The sequence below is a fragment of the Candidatus Ruthia magnifica str. Cm (Calyptogena magnifica) genome (assembly GCF_000015105.1).
GTDB lineage: Bacteria > Pseudomonadota > Gammaproteobacteria > PS1 > Pseudothioglobaceae > Ruthia > Ruthia magnifica.
Genome location: NC_008610.1, coordinates 44539 through 60430, shown reverse-complemented (window position 1 = coordinate 60430; position 15892 = coordinate 44539). Strand labels below are relative to the sequence as shown.

The following is a 15892-nucleotide window of genomic DNA, read 5'->3' as shown; positions in this document are numbered from 1 at the left end:
AAAAAAGCAACTTAACTGGTAGCGGGGACAGGATTTGAACCTATGACCTTCGGGTTATGAGCCCGACGAGCTACCGAACTGCTCCACCCCGCACTAAAATGTATAAATTATACACTATAATATTTCAATATGAAAAAAATAAAAATTGCCGTATTAATGAATGATATTAGCACTATTAATCCAAAAAAAGATTCTTCCTTAGCCATGATGTTAGAAGCATCAAAACGAGGTTGGGAGATTTACACCTTTGATACCACTGATTTATTTGCTCAAGATGGCCTAGTATTTGCCGATTGTGCAAAAACCACAGTTAGTAATAATCTTGATCATTGGTTTGAAAGAAAAACTAATGTAGTTATGACACTTGATGAATTTGACGTCATTTTAATGCGCAAGGATCCCCCATTTGATATGACCTATATTTATAGCACTTATTTATTGGAGCAAGCTGAAAATAAAGGTGTATTAGTCGTTAATAAGCCCCAATCCTTACGCGATGCCAATGAAAAATTATTTGCCCTTAATTTTCCACATTGTATGCCAAAAACGCTGGTCAGTGCTAATCAAAACAAGATTAAAGCCTTTATTAAAACACAAAATACTGCTGTCATTAAACCACTTGATGGCATGGGGGGATATGATATTTTCAAACTTGAATCATATGATATAACGATAGATGCCGTATTAAAACGCCTAACAAACAACGGTAAACACCCAATCATGGCTCAAGCGTTTTTGCCCGACATTGACAAAGGTGATAAACGTATTTTGTTGATTAATGGTAAACCAGTTGATTATGCACTTGCCCGTATTCCTGCCAAAGGTAATTTTAAGGGCAACCTTGCCGCTGGTGCTAAAGGCGTTGGACAGCTATTAAGTGATAGAGATAGATATCTATGCGAACAAATCGCACCTACACTTAAAACCAAAGGCTTAATATTTGTTGGGTTAGATGTCATTGGTGATTATATTACTGAGATTAACGTTACCAGTCCAACTTGCATTCGCGAGCTAGATACGCAATTTAACCTTAATATTGCAGGTGAATTACTTAATGTTATTGAACAAAAAATTAGCACTAATCGCTACTAAGAAATCAATAAATATCGGGTCAATGCTGTGCCTATACCAACAGCAGACAGAGATAGGACAACGTTAAGTAATATATTAAGCCCTGCTTGTCCATAATGCCCAAGACTAATCATTTCAATAGATTCCCAAGATAGGGTTGACATGGTTGTTAATGATCCAGTTAAGCCGATCAGCAGCATCAACCGGTATGCTTCACGTAAGGCAGCTTTTTCAAGCACAATCACCACCAACATGCCTGCCAAAAACGAGCCCAAGACATTCACGCCTAAAGTGCCATAAGGAAAACCTGAGCCAAGTGTAGTGTTCATTAATTGGATTAAATAATAACGCATACTAGCACCAATAGTTGCACCGACACCAATTAATAGAATTGTGAGCAAAACACTCATTACAAACCTCTTAGTTGTTTCAATTTTTCACCAATTTTAATCTCTAAACCTCGATTGCTAGGCTGATAAACCTGCCCACCAAATTCGTTTGGAAAATATGTCTTCCCACGTGCAAATGCATCAGACTCATCATGTGCATAGCGATACTCTTTTCCATAACTCAATTCATTCATCAACTGAGTCGGCGTATTGCACAAATATTTTTGCACAAGCAAATCTGGCGTTTTTTGACTTCAGCCATCGCTCAGTTAAATACTTTACACGGTATTAGACTTTGGTGCAACTGCACATACACCACAGCTGGCCCCGCTCGATTGCCTTCTTTAGCGCCCATACGCGTAAATATATCCCAAGTATTAAGTGTAATTTCTAGCACACATGGATCAGCATTGCCAATGTCTTCTGAGGCAATTGCCAATAAACGTCTAGCAATCGTTTTTGCATCGCATCCAGAAACCAACATTCTTGCCATCCAATACAAAGCCCCATCAGGAGACGAACTACGTACTGATTTAGAAAAGTAGATAATTGTTGATAAAAAATATCACCACCTTTATCAAAGGTACTAATTTTATCTTGTAGCAGCTGATTAATTGATTCAGAATTTAATGAGGTTAATTCTGATAAAGAAATTTGCTCTACAATATTAATCAATCTGCACGTATCACCGTTGTTTGCACTAATAATTTGCATTCTAAGCGTCTCATCCAGTAAAGTTAATGATTCATGCTTGAACGCTCTTTGTAATATTTGTTCAAGTTCCTGTACGTTCAACACATTTAGTGTATAAACACTTAAACGTGAAAATAGCGCTTTATTAATTTCAAAAGAAGGATTTTCAGTCATTGCACCAGTCAGCACTAATAAACCTGACTCAATATGTAGTAAAAGCCATCTTACTAGACTTTATTAAAACGATGAATCTCATCTACAAATAGCAGTGTTTGTTTTCCTATTTTCTAGAGTTTTTTAGTATTTTCAACTACTGATCGTAATTCTTTCGCCCCATCACGGCACTTAATTGTTCAAAATATCCTTTGACTTGACTGACAATAATCCTTGCTAAAGTGCTTTTACCCGTATCTGATGACCCCCATAAAATTATTGAGTGTAATCGTTGGTTATCAATCTCTTGACGAAATGGATGCCTAGTGTTTAACATGATTGACCAAAAAATCATCTAGGCCCTTTAGTCTTAAGATTTCAGCAAGTGATCTATGGTTAGGCATGTTTTTATTTTAAATAAAACACTGACATGTTCAGTGTAAATATTCAAGCTTTATTTCAACGAATTTTCAACACTTTAAAATCATACTGCTGGCTCAAAATAAGCACCACTGATAGATTAAGTTGTTGTGCTAATATTTGAGCCTTTTGGCTACCCATTGCCATCATAGCAGTTGCATAGGCATCTGCTATCATAGCACTATTGTGAATCACACTAACAGAACTTAGGTTAGTACTAGCAGGCAATCCAGTATGGGGGTTTATAATGTGTTGATATTTTTTACCTTGCCATTTTAGATAATTGCGATAATCCCCTGAGGTGGCAACAGCTTGATTTTGTAATTCAATGGCAATCGGCATGCTATGATTTGGCTTTTCAATGCCAATTGTCCACTGCCCTTGAACCATTACCTCACCACCAATTTCCACCATAAAATTTTTAAGTCCTTTCTTGATTAGGATATTTGTCACCACATCCACACCATAACCCTTGGCAATGGCAGATAAATTAATATGCACATCTTTAAGTTTTTTAACCCGTGAATTATCCAAACGTAAATACTCAATAGATGAAATTGCTAGTGCTTGGCCTATCTTCTCTAGACTGGGCTTTTCCTGTACTTTGATAGTACCAAAACCCCAAATATTAATCAACCGACCCATGCCAGAATCAAAAAAACCTTGCGTCTGCTTGTGTATTTTTTTTGCTTGACTTAAAACAAAAAACAATTCATCTGATACCTTTATCCATTGATTAATCGGTGCTTTATTCAATTGTGAAAGTTCAGAAGTTTCATTCCAAGTAGAAAATATCTGCTCAATTTCATCAAGACGTCTATCAATCATTAATTGTGAAACATAGTTATTGTTGATTTTGATACTATAACTAGTACCCATTGTAGTACCAGTGATAGTTTGTCTTGTTTCATCAGCACTACAAGCACTTAAAAATAAAAAAATAAAAATTATCAATAATGTAGGCATTATAATTTTGGTATGTTAAGATTTATTTATTTTTTACTGATGACATCTCTTGTATATGCAGATGATACCCAAGGTTTATCTAATACGTATAGTTTTGAACAATTCTTAAGCAATATTCGTTTTCAAGCTACAAAATTAGGCATCTCGCAAACCACACTTAATAACGCTTTTAATGATTTAACGCCAAATCCAAAAGTATTAGAATATGACCGTAACCAAGCAGAATTTAATCTTAATTTTTGGCGTTACCTAAACTTAAGAGTGAATCAAAATAGGCTTGACAAAGGCATGGAAAAGCTTCAACAATACCAAAAATACCTACAAGAAAATTATAAAAAATACGGCGTACCATCACAAATTGTTGTGGCTTTTTGGGGTTTAGAAACCAATTATGGTAAAAATGTTGGCAAAATGCATCTAATTCGTTCGCTTGCCACATTAAGTTTTGACAAGCGCCGACGTGAGTTTTTTACACATGAATTATTAACTTTACTCAAATTGATTGATGAAAAAAAACTGCCTTTAAATGCCCAAGGCTCTTGGGCAGGAGCAATGGGAAATATGCAATTTATACCCACCAATGTCGCCGCTTACGCTATAGATGCTAACACTGACGGAAAAATTGATTTGTGGCACACACAAGCAGACATTCTTGCAAGTGCAGCACATTTTCTAAAAAAAAATGGTTGGCACCAAGGTGAACGTTGGGGGCGTGAGGTTAACATTCCTAAAGCTTTTAATTATCATCTGGCAAATTTAAGCACTAAAAAAACAGTCAATGAATGGCAAACATTAGGTATACGTACAATTTATAACACCAATTTACCCAATTCAACCATGCAAGCTTCGCTCATATTGCCTATGGGCTATAATGGTCCAGCGTTTTTAGTTTATCAAAACTTTCACGCCATTCTTAGGTGGAATCATTCAATTTTATATGCATTATCTGTGGGACATTTGTCTGATCGTTTAATCGGTGCAAATCAATTATTTGCAAAATCTATTACCGAGCCTTCACTGAGTCGGAATAATATTAAACAAATTCAAACCACACTAAACCAACTTGGCTTTGATACAGGTGAACCTGATGGCATTCCAGGCCCCAGGACCCGTCATGCAGCGCGAGCCTACCAAAAAGAAAACGACTTACCGATTGATGGCTACGTTGGCTATCAATTATTACAACAACTTCAGTGAATATTAGCGCTTATTTGGGATTTGATGTTGGCACTAAGCGCACTGGTATTGCAATCGCCAATAGTTTAACCATGCAAGCAACGGGTATCAAGGTAATTAAGCACCATAAAAATGGCTCAACCAATTGGGTGGCATTTAATGAAGTTATTAGTGCTCATAATATTAACAAGTTCGTCGTTGGCTTGCCATTTAACCAACAAGGTAAAGAGCAGACAATGACTTTTATTGCCAAATCGTTTGGCAATAAGTTAAAAAATCGCTACCAAATTGAGGTTGAGTTTATCGATGAATATTTATCCTCAAATGAGGCCAAAAAACTTTTAAAATACAATCATCATCATCACAACGCGCAACGTGACGATGTCGACAAACAATCATCACAGTTAATATTACAAACATGGCTCAATGAAAAAAGATTTGATTAGTAACCACATTCAACTAGATGACTCCGGTAAATTAATTCATCTACTAGGTCTTGAGGGTCTTTCTAAACAATATTTAATTCACATTCTTGATACGGCCGATAGCCTGATTGACGTCTCTGGTAATTTAAAAAAATCCAAAGCACTAGATGATATTTTTGTTGCTAATTTATTTTTTGAACCATCAACGCGTACGCGTAACACATTCGAGATTGCCGCAATGCGCAGCAGTGCCAATGTCATTAACGTTGACCTTGCAAACTCAGCACTCAAAAAAAATGAAGATTTGCTTAACACTATGCGCACACTTAAGGCTATGCAAATTGATATGTTTGTGATTCGCCATAAACAAAATGGCCTACCACACCACGTGGTACAACATTTAAAAGATGTCTCTATTCTAAACGCAGGTGATGGCATTAATGCACACCCAACCCAAGCACTACTTGATATGCTTAGCATTCGCCAACACAAAAAAACATTTGAGAATTTATCAGTCGCTATTGTGGGCGATATCACTCATTCACGTGTTGCTCACTCTGATATTCAAGCACTTAAAACACTAGGTACGACTGATATTCGCCTCATTGCCCCAAAAGTCTTACAATATAATTTGGCACCTTGTTCAGTAGTTAAACATTTTGATGATATTGAGCCAGGGCTTAAAAATTGCGATGTGGTGATTGTATTAAGATTACAAAAAGAACGTATGATTGAAGCCGATATTCCCAATGAACAAGAATATTTTGATAATTTTGGACTCACGCCAAAACGCCTAGCATTAGCAAAACCAGATGCTATTGTAATGCACCCAGGCCCAACTAATCGTGGTGTTGAGATTGATTCAAATGTGGCTGATGGCAATCAATCAATCATCTTACAACAAGTCACTAATGGCATTGCAGTACGTATGGCAGTCATGCAAATTCTTGTTAACAAATCATGAGTAAAAAACTTATTTGATCAATTAAAACCACGTTACATCATCTAAATACAGACGATGTTATCTCTAGCACATGACGTTTTAGGCTTATTTTGCTTGCGTAAACTTAATGACTAGTTAAATGAAGTATTTGAGAATATTTATTTAAATAATCTTCATGAAAGTTTGCCCTTGAAACATTGACATAAATTTTTAATAAACTCTATATTTTCAATTGCTAACTGCTAATGAAAAGGAGAAATTAGGCGCACAATCCAGCATGTTAATAGTGTGTCAGGGTTATTATAATAGGCTTATGCTTTATAAAAGTATCAACCATAGATAAAGACCGTCTTAGAAATGATTACTAATTTACTTGACAATGAAAAAACGCTCAAAATCTTAGTGAAATTATTAAATTTATAGAAGCGTATCACTGATTCAAAAAATTCTCCAACTCTACAAATAAAACTATATTAGCTCTGAAATACTACACTAGTCTAAAAATGCAATTTATTAACAGAAGGCTTAGGTTAGACCTGTTAAATTGTACTTGATTAATAGAAGTATACGTTTTATTTTCACAAACATATTCTAAATGAATATGTCGCCACCTTGTCTCTTGAGGAGAGGGTTCATAGGGGAGAGTGGCAACATGCAAGTATTTTATCATAAAATAATAATATTGCAAATATATTATATTATAAAACTATAATATAAATTAATACACTAAAACATCGTCATTTCTTTGATACTTTTTAAACTACACAATTGATAAAATAATGACTTACGTAAAACATAGCCTTCTGACTGGCTTTAACAAAAAACACATTTTAGTGCACTTAATTGAATATGGTGGCCACACCTAGAATTGAACTAGGGACACAGGGATTTTCAGTCCCTTGCTCTACCAACTGAGCTATGTGGCCTTTATGTTCTTTTTTGGCAAAAAGAGAATTATACCTTTAAAAAGTTTATTCGCCTAAAAATCGCTCAGCATCTAATGCTGACATACAGCCAGACCCAGCTGAGGTAATCGCCTGACGATAAATATGGTCTGTCACATCACCTGCTGCAAATATACCCTCTACACTAGTCTGCATTGCATTACCTTGTGTACCACTTTGTACTTTAATATAACCATGAGACATTTCTAAATGTCCTTCAAAAATAGCTGTATTAGGCGTATGACCAATGGCAATAAACACACCATGTACATCAATGTTTTTTGTCTTGCCATCATTATCTTTTAAACGAAGCCCTGTTACACCCATGGTATCACCCAATACCTTATCAAGGTTATGATTATATTCGATCGTAATATTACCTATTTTTGCCTTTTCAATTAACTGGTTAGATAAAATCTTTTCAGAAGAAAATTTATCCTTACGATGGATAATAGTAACGTGATCGGCAATATTTGACAAAAATAACGCTTCTTCAACTGCGGTATTACCGCCACCAATCACTGCCACCTTTTGCCCACGATAGAAAAATCCATCGCACGTTGCACAAGCAGACACACCCTTGCCTTTAAATTTTTCTTCTGACTCTAAACCTAAATAATGTGCACTTGAGCCCGTTGCAATAATCACTGCATCTGCTGTGTAAGTGGTTGTCTCACCTTTTAAAACAAAAGGACGCTTGGTAAAATTAACTGATGTAATTGTGTCGTTAAGGATTTGTGTGTCAAAACGCTCGGCATGTTTTTTCATACGTGCCATTAAATCTGGACCCTGAACGCCAGCAACATCTCCGGGCCAATTATCTACACCCATGGTGCTCATTAGTTGACCACCTTGCTCCATGCCACTTACAATAATAGGGTTAAGATTAGCTCTAGCCGCATAAACTGCAGCAGAATAACCCGCAGGGCCTGAGCCAATAATCAATACTTTACAATGTTTATTTTCGCTCATATAAATACTTTATACTTTGTGAACACATTCCAAGCATTATAAACCACTTTGAAAAAAATTAACAAAATAAGCACAAAAAGATACTCAAAAAAACCTCGTACCAAAATAGTCAGTGAAATACTATTTATCTTTTTAAGTGCCGTGGGTCTTATTTTTTTATCTGCCTTATTTACCTATTCTGCTAACGAAAATCCTTATTCTGGAGATGTTGCTCTGGTTGCGCCAGTTGCTAATCTTTCAGGTGTATTTGGTGCTTATTTAAGTGATATTTCTTTATCTATTTTGGGTTATGGTGCCTATTTAATACCAATCTCATTAATATGGCTAGGCTGGAATATCCACAAACGTACCGATCAAGAAAAGCCAAAATATTCAGTAACCACCCTTCGTTTTATCGCACTTGTCACGTTGATTGTCTTTAGCACAGCATTTTTAACTCAAAACTTCGTAGATACGAGCACATCTGGTGGTTATATTGGTATTACCATGCATCGTTACTTTGGTATTTTATTTGGCTCTGCAGCACTCATTATTTATCTTAGTATTATGATGATTAGCTTTAGCATTGCTAGTAGCACTTCATGGATTAATATTTTCTCCTCTATTCGCGATATATTGAATCGTATTTTTACAAAAATACTCGATATTAGAACACAGTCTAAAACTAAAAAAGCTATAAAAACTTCTGTCACCTCCAAGTCCAGCACGCTTACTAAAATAAAAAAAGGAAAGGAAAGATCAAATAAGAACATTAAAAAAAGTACCTCTTATAATCTATTTAACACGACAATCGTTACTGGTTTACCAAGCCTAGATTTACTTGACGAGCCAACTGAACATACTATGGGTTATTCTAAACAAGCACTAAAAGAGATGTCACAGCAAGTTGAAATCAAGCTTAAAGATTTTGGTTTTTATGTGTCAGTTACTACAGTTACTCCTGGCCCTGTAGTTACTCAATTTGAAATATCGCTTGCACCTGGTGTTAAGGTCAGTCAAATTATGAATCTTAACAAAGACTTGGCTCGTGCTCTATTGGTTAAAAGTGTGCGTATTGTTGATGTTATCCCTGGAAAGCCTGTTATTGGCTTGGAAATTCCAAATACACAACGTGAAATTATCAGCCTTAAAGAAATTCTTGCTTCTGAAAATTTTATCAAATCTAGTTCTATTTTAACCATGGGTCTGGGTAAGAATATTAATGGCATTCCCATTACTGCTAATCTATCAAAAATGCCGCACTTGCTTGTTGCTGGTGCAACTGGTATGGGTAAATCAGTTGGGCTAAATGCAATGATTTTAAGTGTGCTTTTTAAAGCCAAGCCAGAAGAAGTGCGCATTATTATGATTGACCCTAAGATTGTTGAACTGGCTTGTTATGCTGATATTCCACACTTACTTACGCCTGTTATAACAGATATGAACCAAGCTGCTTCTGCATTGTGGTGGTGTGTTAATGAAATGGAACGTCGTTATTCATTATTGGCTAAGTTTGGCGTACGTAATATTGAAGGCTTTAATGAGAAGGTCAAAAAATATAAGGATGAAGGTAAGCCTCTGCTTGATTCATCATTTAATTCAAGCACCGCCGATGAAGATGAAACAGTGCCTGAGTTAGAAGTACTACCGCTGATTATGCTGGTGATTGACGAATATGCCGATATGCTTGGCGCCCTTGCCCAAGAGGATCGCGCCAAGGCTAAACGTGTTGAGATGCTCATTGTGCGCTTAGCACAAAAAGCTCGAGCTTCAGGTGTTCACATTATTATTGCCACGCAACGCCCAAGTGTGGATGTCATTACTGGTCTGATTAAATCTAACATACCCACGCGTATTGCCTTTAAAGTATCTTCAAAAGTTGATTCGCGTACCATTCTTGATCAAGGTGGCGCTGAACAATTACTCGGTATGGGTGATATGTTATATATGACACCAGGCATGTCACACCTTACTCGTGTACACGGCGCCTTTGTTGATGACGGCGAGATTGAGCGCGTAGTTAGTTTCTTAAAAGAAAACTCTGAAACTAATTATCTAGATGACATTCTCAACACACATAGTGAATCGGATAATTTACAAGACTCAAACAGCACTTTAGACACCTCAAGTGAACTTGATGCTTTGTATGATGAAGCAGTACAAATTGTAACCTCATCAGGTCGTGCTTCAATCTCTAGTCTACAACGTCGCATGCGTATTGGCTATAACCGTGCAGCACGTATTATTGAAGATATGGAGAATAGTGGCGTGGTGAGTAGTATGAACAAGTCTGGTAATCGTCAAGTATTAGCGCCTAAACTAATGACTAATGACTAATTTTTTAAGCACTCTAATACTTATATTTTCTAATTTTAGCTTTGCTAACAGTAATCACGGGTTTTCTAATTTTTTCAACTCATTTGAACGTTTAAGTGCCAATTTTACACAAATCACCTATAGCAACACAGGCACACTGTTAGCCAGTTCTTCTGGAACTTTACTATTTAAACGCCCACAACAACTTATTTGGCATACACTAATACCAAACGAGCGAATACTACTGTTAAATAATACTGAATTGTGGCTAATCGATATTGAATTAGAACAAGCCAGCTTAATACAAGCAACCAACTTAACACAAACACCATTATATTGGCTGATTAGTCAACCTAGCGATATCAGTCATACGCCACAATATACACACACAAAAGATAAGATTGATTGGTATAGCACTCAGCAAGCCAACCAATTGAGTTTTGGCTTTAAAGATGATGTGTTACAAGCAATTACGTTTAACAATAAACTAGATCAAACAATTTTAGTCAACTTTGATTCAATATCCATCAACCCAAACATTAAAATAAACGCCTTTGAGCTAAACCTTGCACCAGAATTTGATGTACTTAGATAGTTTTTGGAAATTGAGTTTTGCTCAAAGCAACATATGCATCAAACATTATGCAAATGTTACGAATCAATAATTGATCTTTATCTATTACGGTTTTGTTATTTTAAGCAAGACATTCTCACTCAACTCAAACAAGCTACTCAACGCCCAATGTTTTTTCATTCTTAGAAAAGCCACCACCCATATTGCAAGCCTCAAGCAAATAATACCACAATAAAAACACACAGTACCACAAAATAGAATATGATGATATAATAAAAGTAGACTTCTGCCTACCGTACAAGTTGAGTAATTTTACAAAAATAAGATGATGGCTTTTAATGCAACTGAATATTCTAAACTTTATATTAATAATAAGGGGCTATTTAAATTAACCAAAATTGACGAAAGAGACGATGAGATCGTAGCATATTATCAGCAAAAAAGATGTAGTTTCGACAATATCCCCTCCCATAACTACGATGTATCTACAAATTTTGTTAAAAACAACCATGTTGTATTTTCCAGAAAAGTAGTAGCTAATTTAATGGCAAAAAATCATCAATTTTCATTCAATTTTTGACTGATAACGTACAACCAGCTTAGTTAAGTGCCTAAGTGTTGCAACTAAAAACCACTAAATAAAAAATAGACCGGTACTTGATACACAACAAAATTAACAATATATTTGAATATCCCTATTCAAAAATTTTTTCAAAAGTGCTAGTAGAGCTTAAAAAGGATGACATTTGGATAAAATTACTCGTCTTTTAAAATCAATCGATATGTACACCAATAAAAAAACTAATCCTATTTTTAGTTAGTCAGTATTGCCGTATAAGATGAGATTAAAAATCATAACACAAATGCAGATAATACTAAAAAGCTCTAAAGATAAATGTTTGATTATAAGTACTATTCTCTAAACTACTACTAAATAAACCAAACAGGCTTATTAGCCCATACAAAGGGTACACGAATAGATATTGATACTATTTGGATACGGTATAGGCATAATTATTTCAGCTTCATCATCAAAATGATTCTAGTGGGCAAGTTACTACTTGTACAGGTAATATTGAACACAGTAATGCGGTTGGCTTTGCCAAGACTCACCAATATAACCCTTCTTAATCTGCCAATCACATTCATCATATTACGCATTTTGTTAATCCTTACTAAAAGATGAGCAAAAATCTTGAAAACCAAAAAAGCGTAACTGCCTACAATAACCATCATCATGAATGTAAAAAATTCTAATAATTTATTAAGTATGTCTAAAAAGTAGGTAGAAATATTTTTACTCATATTACTATTTTTTTCAGTATAACTTAGTATATTAAAAAGAGTAAATGCTGATAAAACACCTTGTGTATAGGTTAAAAATAGCTATCTAAGTGATAATCTTAAAAAATTTGATGCCGAAGGCCGGACTCGAACTGGCGACCTACTGATTACAAATCAGTTGCACTACCAACTGTGCTACTTCGGCATTAGATGGAGAATTATACCTACAAAGCTAATAAATATTTTAATAAAATCTCATAATAGAAGCATTAAGCACTTTATTTAACAACAATACCGTCACCTAATTGATGCACATAAACAGTAAGTTTTTTAATTTGAACAGCATCAATAACATTTGAATGACCAAATGCTGGCATAACAGCATCTTGTGTTAATGGATCACTTACTTGACCTACACCATGTAATATTGTACGCACGACTGATGCATGTTGATTATCTGCTTTAAAACGATAAATACTATCACTTAAATTAGCGCTGCCTAATAATTGATTACCCTTCATATTAGGGCCATGACAAGCAATACAACCTTTGCTCATATATAAAGCCTTAGAAGCTGGATCTGGATTACCGTTTTTACCCTTGCCTGTTTCAATTAAAAAAGTAGCTAATGTGTTTGCATCAGCATCTGAAATACCTAACATACGCGCTGGCATATTCCCTTTGCGGCCATTAGCAATGGTTGTGCTAATTTGTGACAACTTACCGCCATATAGCCAATCATCATCAGCCAGAACTGGAAAGCCTACATTTCCCTGACCAGCAGAGCCATGACAAGCTGCACAATTATCACCAAATAGAACCTTAGCTGTTTTTATGGCGTAAGCTCTTAACTCATCATCAAGTACAATTTCTTCTAATGATTTTTCAGCAATAGATTTTTCAGTATCAGCAAATCTTTTTTCACGATAAGCCTCTAATTGAGTAATACTTTCATTCATTTCGCTAATTTGCGTCCAACTAGCAAAGCCTTTATTATGCCCACCAAACCAAGGAATAGTTGGGTAGTAGAGTGTATAAGCCACAATAGCAAATATGCCAATATATAAGGACAGCATATACCATCTTGGTGGGCGATTATTTAACTCTCTAATGTCATTTTCTTCATCCCAAAAATGCCCTGTATTATTCTCACCTGGGAGTGGATTTTTATGTTCACTCATTATTTTCCCCTCTTAGCTCAGTCTTTGTCGTTCACAAAATTGCGTAAGTCTTCAAATTTTTTCTTATTTTTTGGTCTAAAGGTATAAAAATAAGCAATCGTTAATAATACAAATATAATAATCGTCACAATGACGCCAATTTTGTCAACTAGGGCTAGGGTCATTACTCTCTGTAAACAACGCCATCTTCAAATTTAATCATACTGCCTAATGATTGCATATAAGCCACCATTGCATCCATTTCATTTTTACCTTCAACCATAGCTGGTGCTTGTGCAATATCTGCTTGCGTATAAGGCACACCAACTTTAGACAAACCACTCATGTGTGTGGCGATTGTTTCGCCATCAACCAAAGCACTTTCTAAGAAGCGATATTTTGGCATGACCGACTCTGGCACAACCTCTTGTGGATGGCGTAAATGTAAAATATGCCATTCATCAGAATATTTACCGCCAACGCGTGCCAAATCTGGACCTGTTCTTTTAGAGCCCCACTGAAACGGATGGTCATACTTTGACTCCACCGCTAAAGAAAAATGGCCATAGCGCTCTTTCTCATCTCTAAATGGACGTATCATTTGTGAATGGCATAAATAACAACCTTCACGCTGATAAATATCACGACCTGCTAATTCTAAAGCAGTTAAAGGCCTTACACCATCACCAGGAGCCCAATTAGAGAGTGTTTGACCTTCAGAACGAGGCCATAATAAACTCTTTGTACTGCCATCAATTGCAATCACTTTATCTTTGACCGCTTCAGGATTAGTAAACAAAGGAACAATTTCCACAATGCCTGCTAGTGACACTGATAGCGCCATAAACAAATACATGCCAAAAATATTCTTTTCTAGCTTGACTTGTAAACTTTCTTTTACGTTTTTATTTACCATAGTCCGCCCCTATTTATACGTTAGATGTTTGATCGGCGCCTGATCTACGAATGGTTGTCACAATATTAATTAACATGATAATTGCACCTACTAATACTAATGTACCACCTGCAGCTCTCATGACATAATAAGGATGCATGGCTGATACTGACTCGGCAAACGTATAAGCCAATGTGCCGTACTCATCATAGGCCCTCCACATCAAGCCTTGCATGATGCCAGATACCCACATTGCCACAATATAAACCACCGTGCCAATTGTATGCACCCAAAAGTGGATACCTAAGAGTTTTTGTGACATTTTTATGTTATAGATTTTTTCAATCATATGATACATCGCGCCTGCTGCCACCATAATATTCCAACCCAATGCGCCAGAATGCACATGACCAATCGTCCAATCTGTGTAATGCGATAATGCATTAACCGTCTTCGCCGCCATCACTGGACCTTCAAATGTGCTCATGGCATAGAATGCTAAAGACATAATCAAAAAACGTAAGATATAGTCTTCACGTAAACGATCCCAAGCGCCTGATAACGTCAAGATGCCATTAAGCGCGCCGCCCCATGATGGAATAATCATGGCGAGTGAAATTGTTGCGCCCAATGAACCTGCCCAATCTGGTAATGCTGTATACTGAAGATGGTGCGCACCTAACCAAACATAACCAAACATTAGTGCCCAAAAATGAATCACTGACAAGCGATAAGAGTATATAGGACGTTGGGCTTGTTTTGGTACAAAATAATACATAATACCTAAGAAACCTGCTGTTAAGAAAAAGCCAACAGCATTATGGCCCCACCACCACTGAATCATTGCATCTTGTACACCAGAAAAAATTGAATAGGATTTAAAGGCACCAACTGGAATGGATAAATTATTAACCACATGAAGATAAGTAACCATGACCATCATGCCCATAAAAAACCAATTAGCCACATAAACGTGTGGCACTTTATTGCTATTACGAATATGAATGGTCATAATAAAGTTATATAAATAAGTGATCCATGACAAAGTAATTAAAATATCAATCGGCCATTCTAATTCTGCATACTCCTTAGATTGGGTCAAGCCTAAAGGCAGCGTAATGACCGCTAAAACAATCACAGTATTCCATGACCAAAACGTAAACCAAGCCATTTTATTGGACCAAAGTCGAGTTTGATTTGTACGCTGTACAATATAAAAAGCGGATGCCATCAGCACCGAACCACCAAAAGCAAAAATAACAGTATTAGTGTGCAAAGGTCTCAATCGACCAAATTGAAAATAAGGTAAATCTGTACCCAAATGATTAAGAAACGGAAAGGCTAATTCAGAGGCAATGTATACTCCAAGTAGTGTGCCTACTACTAAATAAACAGATGCCATAATAGCAAACCATTTAACAACACCCAAATCATACTTTTCTGTTAAATTCATCAATAGCCCTCTTTATTTTTAGTTAATATTCCTAGTTCCTTAATACAAGAAATGGGGTCTGAATTCTACACTAACGCTC

General features: G+C 36.0%; 18 protein-coding genes and 3 tRNA genes. 6 read left to right on the top strand and 15 right to left on the bottom strand.

What is annotated here, in order from left to right:
* Positions 1-16 precede the first annotated feature (16 nt).
* Positions 17-93: transfer RNA gene (locus tag RMAG_RS00300), tRNA-Met, on the bottom strand.
* 36 nt (positions 94-129) lie between these two features.
* Here RMAG_RS00300 and gshB point away from each other — a divergent pair.
* Positions 130-1092: a glutathione synthase gene (gene gshB, locus RMAG_RS00295; protein WP_011737479.1), complete on the top strand. Its 963-nt coding sequence runs from the start codon at positions 130-132 to the stop codon at positions 1090-1092.
* On the opposite strand, the gene crcB is transcribed toward gshB, so the two are convergent.
* From crcB to RMAG_RS00280, 6 genes are all read right to left on the bottom strand, one after another.
* A complete protein-coding gene (gene crcB / locus RMAG_RS00290; RefSeq protein ID WP_011737478.1) occupies positions 1089-1481 on the bottom strand; it encodes a fluoride efflux transporter CrcB in 393 nt (130 codons plus the stop codon). The two genes, gshB and crcB, sit on opposite strands and share 4 nt — an antisense overlap.
* The gene (locus tag RMAG_RS06085; RefSeq protein WP_340615887.1) at positions 1481-1696 is read right to left on the bottom strand and encodes an AAA family ATPase; all 216 of its coding nucleotides are present in this window, start codon (positions 1694-1696) and stop codon (positions 1481-1483) included. The genes crcB and RMAG_RS06085 overlap by 1 nt, the downstream gene beginning before the upstream one ends.
* A 29-nt stretch (positions 1697-1725) precedes the next feature.
* Positions 1726-1953 carry an AAA family ATPase gene (locus tag RMAG_RS06080; RefSeq protein ID WP_269077362.1) on the bottom strand — a complete coding sequence of 76 codons (228 nt, stop codon included), beginning with the start codon at positions 1951-1953 and terminating at the stop codon, positions 1726-1728.
* Positions 1851-2174, bottom strand: a complete 324-nt coding sequence (locus RMAG_RS06180) for a hypothetical protein (protein ID WP_340616161.1) — start codon at positions 2172-2174, stop codon at positions 1851-1853. The genes RMAG_RS06080 and RMAG_RS06180 overlap by 103 nt, the downstream gene beginning before the upstream one ends.
* A 289-nt stretch (positions 2175-2463) precedes the next feature.
* Positions 2464-2661, bottom strand: coding sequence for a hypothetical protein (locus RMAG_RS05940; RefSeq protein ID WP_236608569.1), 198 nt, complete (start codon positions 2659-2661; stop codon positions 2464-2466).
* Positions 2662-2765: 104 nt separating this feature from the next.
* A complete protein-coding gene (locus RMAG_RS00280; protein WP_011737477.1) occupies positions 2766-3692 on the bottom strand; it encodes an FAD:protein FMN transferase in 927 nt (308 codons plus the stop codon).
* A gap of 12 nt (positions 3693-3704) precedes the next feature.
* Here RMAG_RS00280 and RMAG_RS00275 point away from each other — a divergent pair, with 12 nt between their 5' ends.
* The 3 genes from RMAG_RS00275 to RMAG_RS00265 are packed head-to-tail and all read left to right on the top strand — an operon-like array spanning position 3705 to position 6257.
* On the top strand, positions 3705-4889 hold the full coding sequence (locus RMAG_RS00275) for a lytic murein transglycosylase (RefSeq protein WP_011737476.1): 1185 nt from the start codon (positions 3705-3707) through the stop codon (positions 4887-4889).
* Positions 4886-5314, top strand: coding sequence for a Holliday junction resolvase RuvX (ruvX, locus tag RMAG_RS00270; RefSeq protein ID WP_011737475.1), 429 nt, complete (start codon positions 4886-4888; stop codon positions 5312-5314). Before RMAG_RS00275 ends, ruvX begins: the two co-directional genes overlap by 4 nt.
* Entirely contained in the window at positions 5295-6257 is a 963-nt protein-coding gene (locus tag RMAG_RS00265; RefSeq protein WP_011737474.1) for an aspartate carbamoyltransferase catalytic subunit, read from the top strand. The genes ruvX and RMAG_RS00265 overlap by 20 nt, the downstream gene beginning before the upstream one ends.
* Positions 6258-7086: 829 nt before the next feature.
* Here RMAG_RS00265 and RMAG_RS00260 read toward each other — a convergent pair.
* Together RMAG_RS00260 and trxB are read right to left on the bottom strand one after the other, a co-directional pair.
* Positions 7087-7162, bottom strand: a tRNA-Phe gene (locus tag RMAG_RS00260).
* Positions 7163-7207: 45 nt separating this feature from the next.
* The gene (gene trxB, locus RMAG_RS00255) at positions 7208-8152 is read right to left on the bottom strand and encodes a thioredoxin-disulfide reductase (RefSeq protein ID WP_011737473.1); all 945 of its coding nucleotides are present in this window, start codon (positions 8150-8152) and stop codon (positions 7208-7210) included.
* A gap of 48 nt (positions 8153-8200) precedes the next feature.
* Between trxB and RMAG_RS00250 the strand changes: the two genes are divergently transcribed.
* On the top strand, positions 8201-10468 hold the full coding sequence (locus tag RMAG_RS00250) for a DNA translocase FtsK (RefSeq protein WP_011737472.1): 2268 nt from the start codon (positions 8201-8203) through the stop codon (positions 10466-10468).
* Entirely contained in the window at positions 10461-11042 is a 582-nt protein-coding gene (locus RMAG_RS00245; RefSeq protein ID WP_011737471.1) for an outer-membrane lipoprotein carrier protein LolA, read from the top strand. The genes RMAG_RS00250 and RMAG_RS00245 overlap by 8 nt, the downstream gene beginning before the upstream one ends.
* A 993-nt stretch (positions 11043-12035) precedes the next feature.
* On the opposite strand, the gene RMAG_RS05745 is transcribed toward RMAG_RS00245, so the two are convergent.
* The 6 genes from RMAG_RS05745 to ccoN all read right to left on the bottom strand — a co-directional run bounded on the left by RMAG_RS05745 (position 12036) and on the right by ccoN (position 15813).
* On the bottom strand, positions 12036-12326 hold the full coding sequence (locus RMAG_RS05745) for a hypothetical protein (protein WP_041194913.1): 291 nt from the start codon (positions 12324-12326) through the stop codon (positions 12036-12038).
* Between the two features lie 111 nt (positions 12327-12437).
* Positions 12438-12510, bottom strand: a tRNA-Thr gene (locus RMAG_RS00230).
* A gap of 73 nt (positions 12511-12583) precedes the next feature.
* Positions 12584-13486 carry a cytochrome-c oxidase, cbb3-type subunit III gene (ccoP, locus tag RMAG_RS00225; RefSeq protein ID WP_011737470.1) on the bottom strand — a complete coding sequence of 301 codons (903 nt, stop codon included), beginning with the start codon at positions 13484-13486 and terminating at the stop codon, positions 12584-12586.
* A 17-nt stretch (positions 13487-13503) separates the two neighbouring features.
* On the bottom strand, positions 13504-13650 hold the full coding sequence (locus tag RMAG_RS05475) for a cbb3-type cytochrome c oxidase subunit 3 (protein ID WP_081425160.1): 147 nt from the start codon (positions 13648-13650) through the stop codon (positions 13504-13506).
* A complete protein-coding gene (gene ccoO, locus RMAG_RS00220; protein WP_011737469.1) occupies positions 13650-14381 on the bottom strand; it encodes a cytochrome-c oxidase, cbb3-type subunit II in 732 nt (243 codons plus the stop codon). Before ccoO ends, RMAG_RS05475 begins: the two co-directional genes overlap by 1 nt.
* Positions 14382-14394: 13 nt before the next feature.
* Positions 14395-15813, bottom strand: coding sequence for a cytochrome-c oxidase, cbb3-type subunit I (gene ccoN / locus RMAG_RS00215; RefSeq protein ID WP_011737468.1), 1419 nt, complete (start codon positions 15811-15813; stop codon positions 14395-14397).
* Positions 15814-15892: the final 79 nt, after the last annotated feature.

Bases quoted from the DNA above. Each gene is read 5' to 3' on its own strand.
- RMAG_RS06080 (WP_269077362.1), bottom strand. From the start codon at position 1,953: ATGGCAAGAATGTTGGTTTCTGGATGCGATGCAAAAACGATTGCTAGA.
- ccoN (WP_011737468.1), bottom strand. From the start codon at position 15,813: ATGAATTTAACAGAAAAGTATGATTTGGGTGTTGTTAAATGGTTTGCT.
- RMAG_RS00275 (WP_011737476.1), top strand. From the start codon at position 3,705: ATGTTAAGATTTATTTATTTTTTACTGATGACATCTCTTGTATATGCA.
- crcB (WP_011737478.1), bottom strand. From the start codon at position 1,481: ATGAGTGTTTTGCTCACAATTCTATTAATTGGTGTCGGTGCAACTATT.
- RMAG_RS05745 (WP_041194913.1), bottom strand. From the start codon at position 12,326: ATGAGTAAAAATATTTCTACCTACTTTTTAGACATACTTAATAAATTA.
- RMAG_RS00245 (WP_011737471.1), top strand. From the start codon at position 10,461: ATGACTAATTTTTTAAGCACTCTAATACTTATATTTTCTAATTTTAGC.
- RMAG_RS06180 (WP_340616161.1), bottom strand. From the start codon at position 2,174: ATGCAAATTATTAGTGCAAACAACGGTGATACGTGCAGATTGATTAAT.
- ccoP (WP_011737470.1), bottom strand. From the start codon at position 13,486: ATGAGTGAACATAAAAATCCACTCCCAGGTGAGAATAATACAGGGCAT.
- gshB (WP_011737479.1), top strand. From the start codon at position 130: ATGAAAAAAATAAAAATTGCCGTATTAATGAATGATATTAGCACTATT.
- RMAG_RS05940 (WP_236608569.1), bottom strand. From the start codon at position 2,661: ATGATTTTTTGGTCAATCATGTTAAACACTAGGCATCCATTTCGTCAA.
- RMAG_RS00265 (WP_011737474.1), top strand. From the start codon at position 5,295: ATGAAAAAAGATTTGATTAGTAACCACATTCAACTAGATGACTCCGGT.
- ccoO (WP_011737469.1), bottom strand. From the start codon at position 14,381: ATGGTAAATAAAAACGTAAAAGAAAGTTTACAAGTCAAGCTAGAAAAG.
- RMAG_RS00280 (WP_011737477.1), bottom strand. From the start codon at position 3,692: ATGCCTACATTATTGATAATTTTTATTTTTTTATTTTTAAGTGCTTGT.
- trxB (WP_011737473.1), bottom strand. From the start codon at position 8,152: ATGAGCGAAAATAAACATTGTAAAGTATTGATTATTGGCTCAGGCCCT.
- RMAG_RS05475 (WP_081425160.1), bottom strand. From the start codon at position 13,650: ATGACCCTAGCCCTAGTTGACAAAATTGGCGTCATTGTGACGATTATT.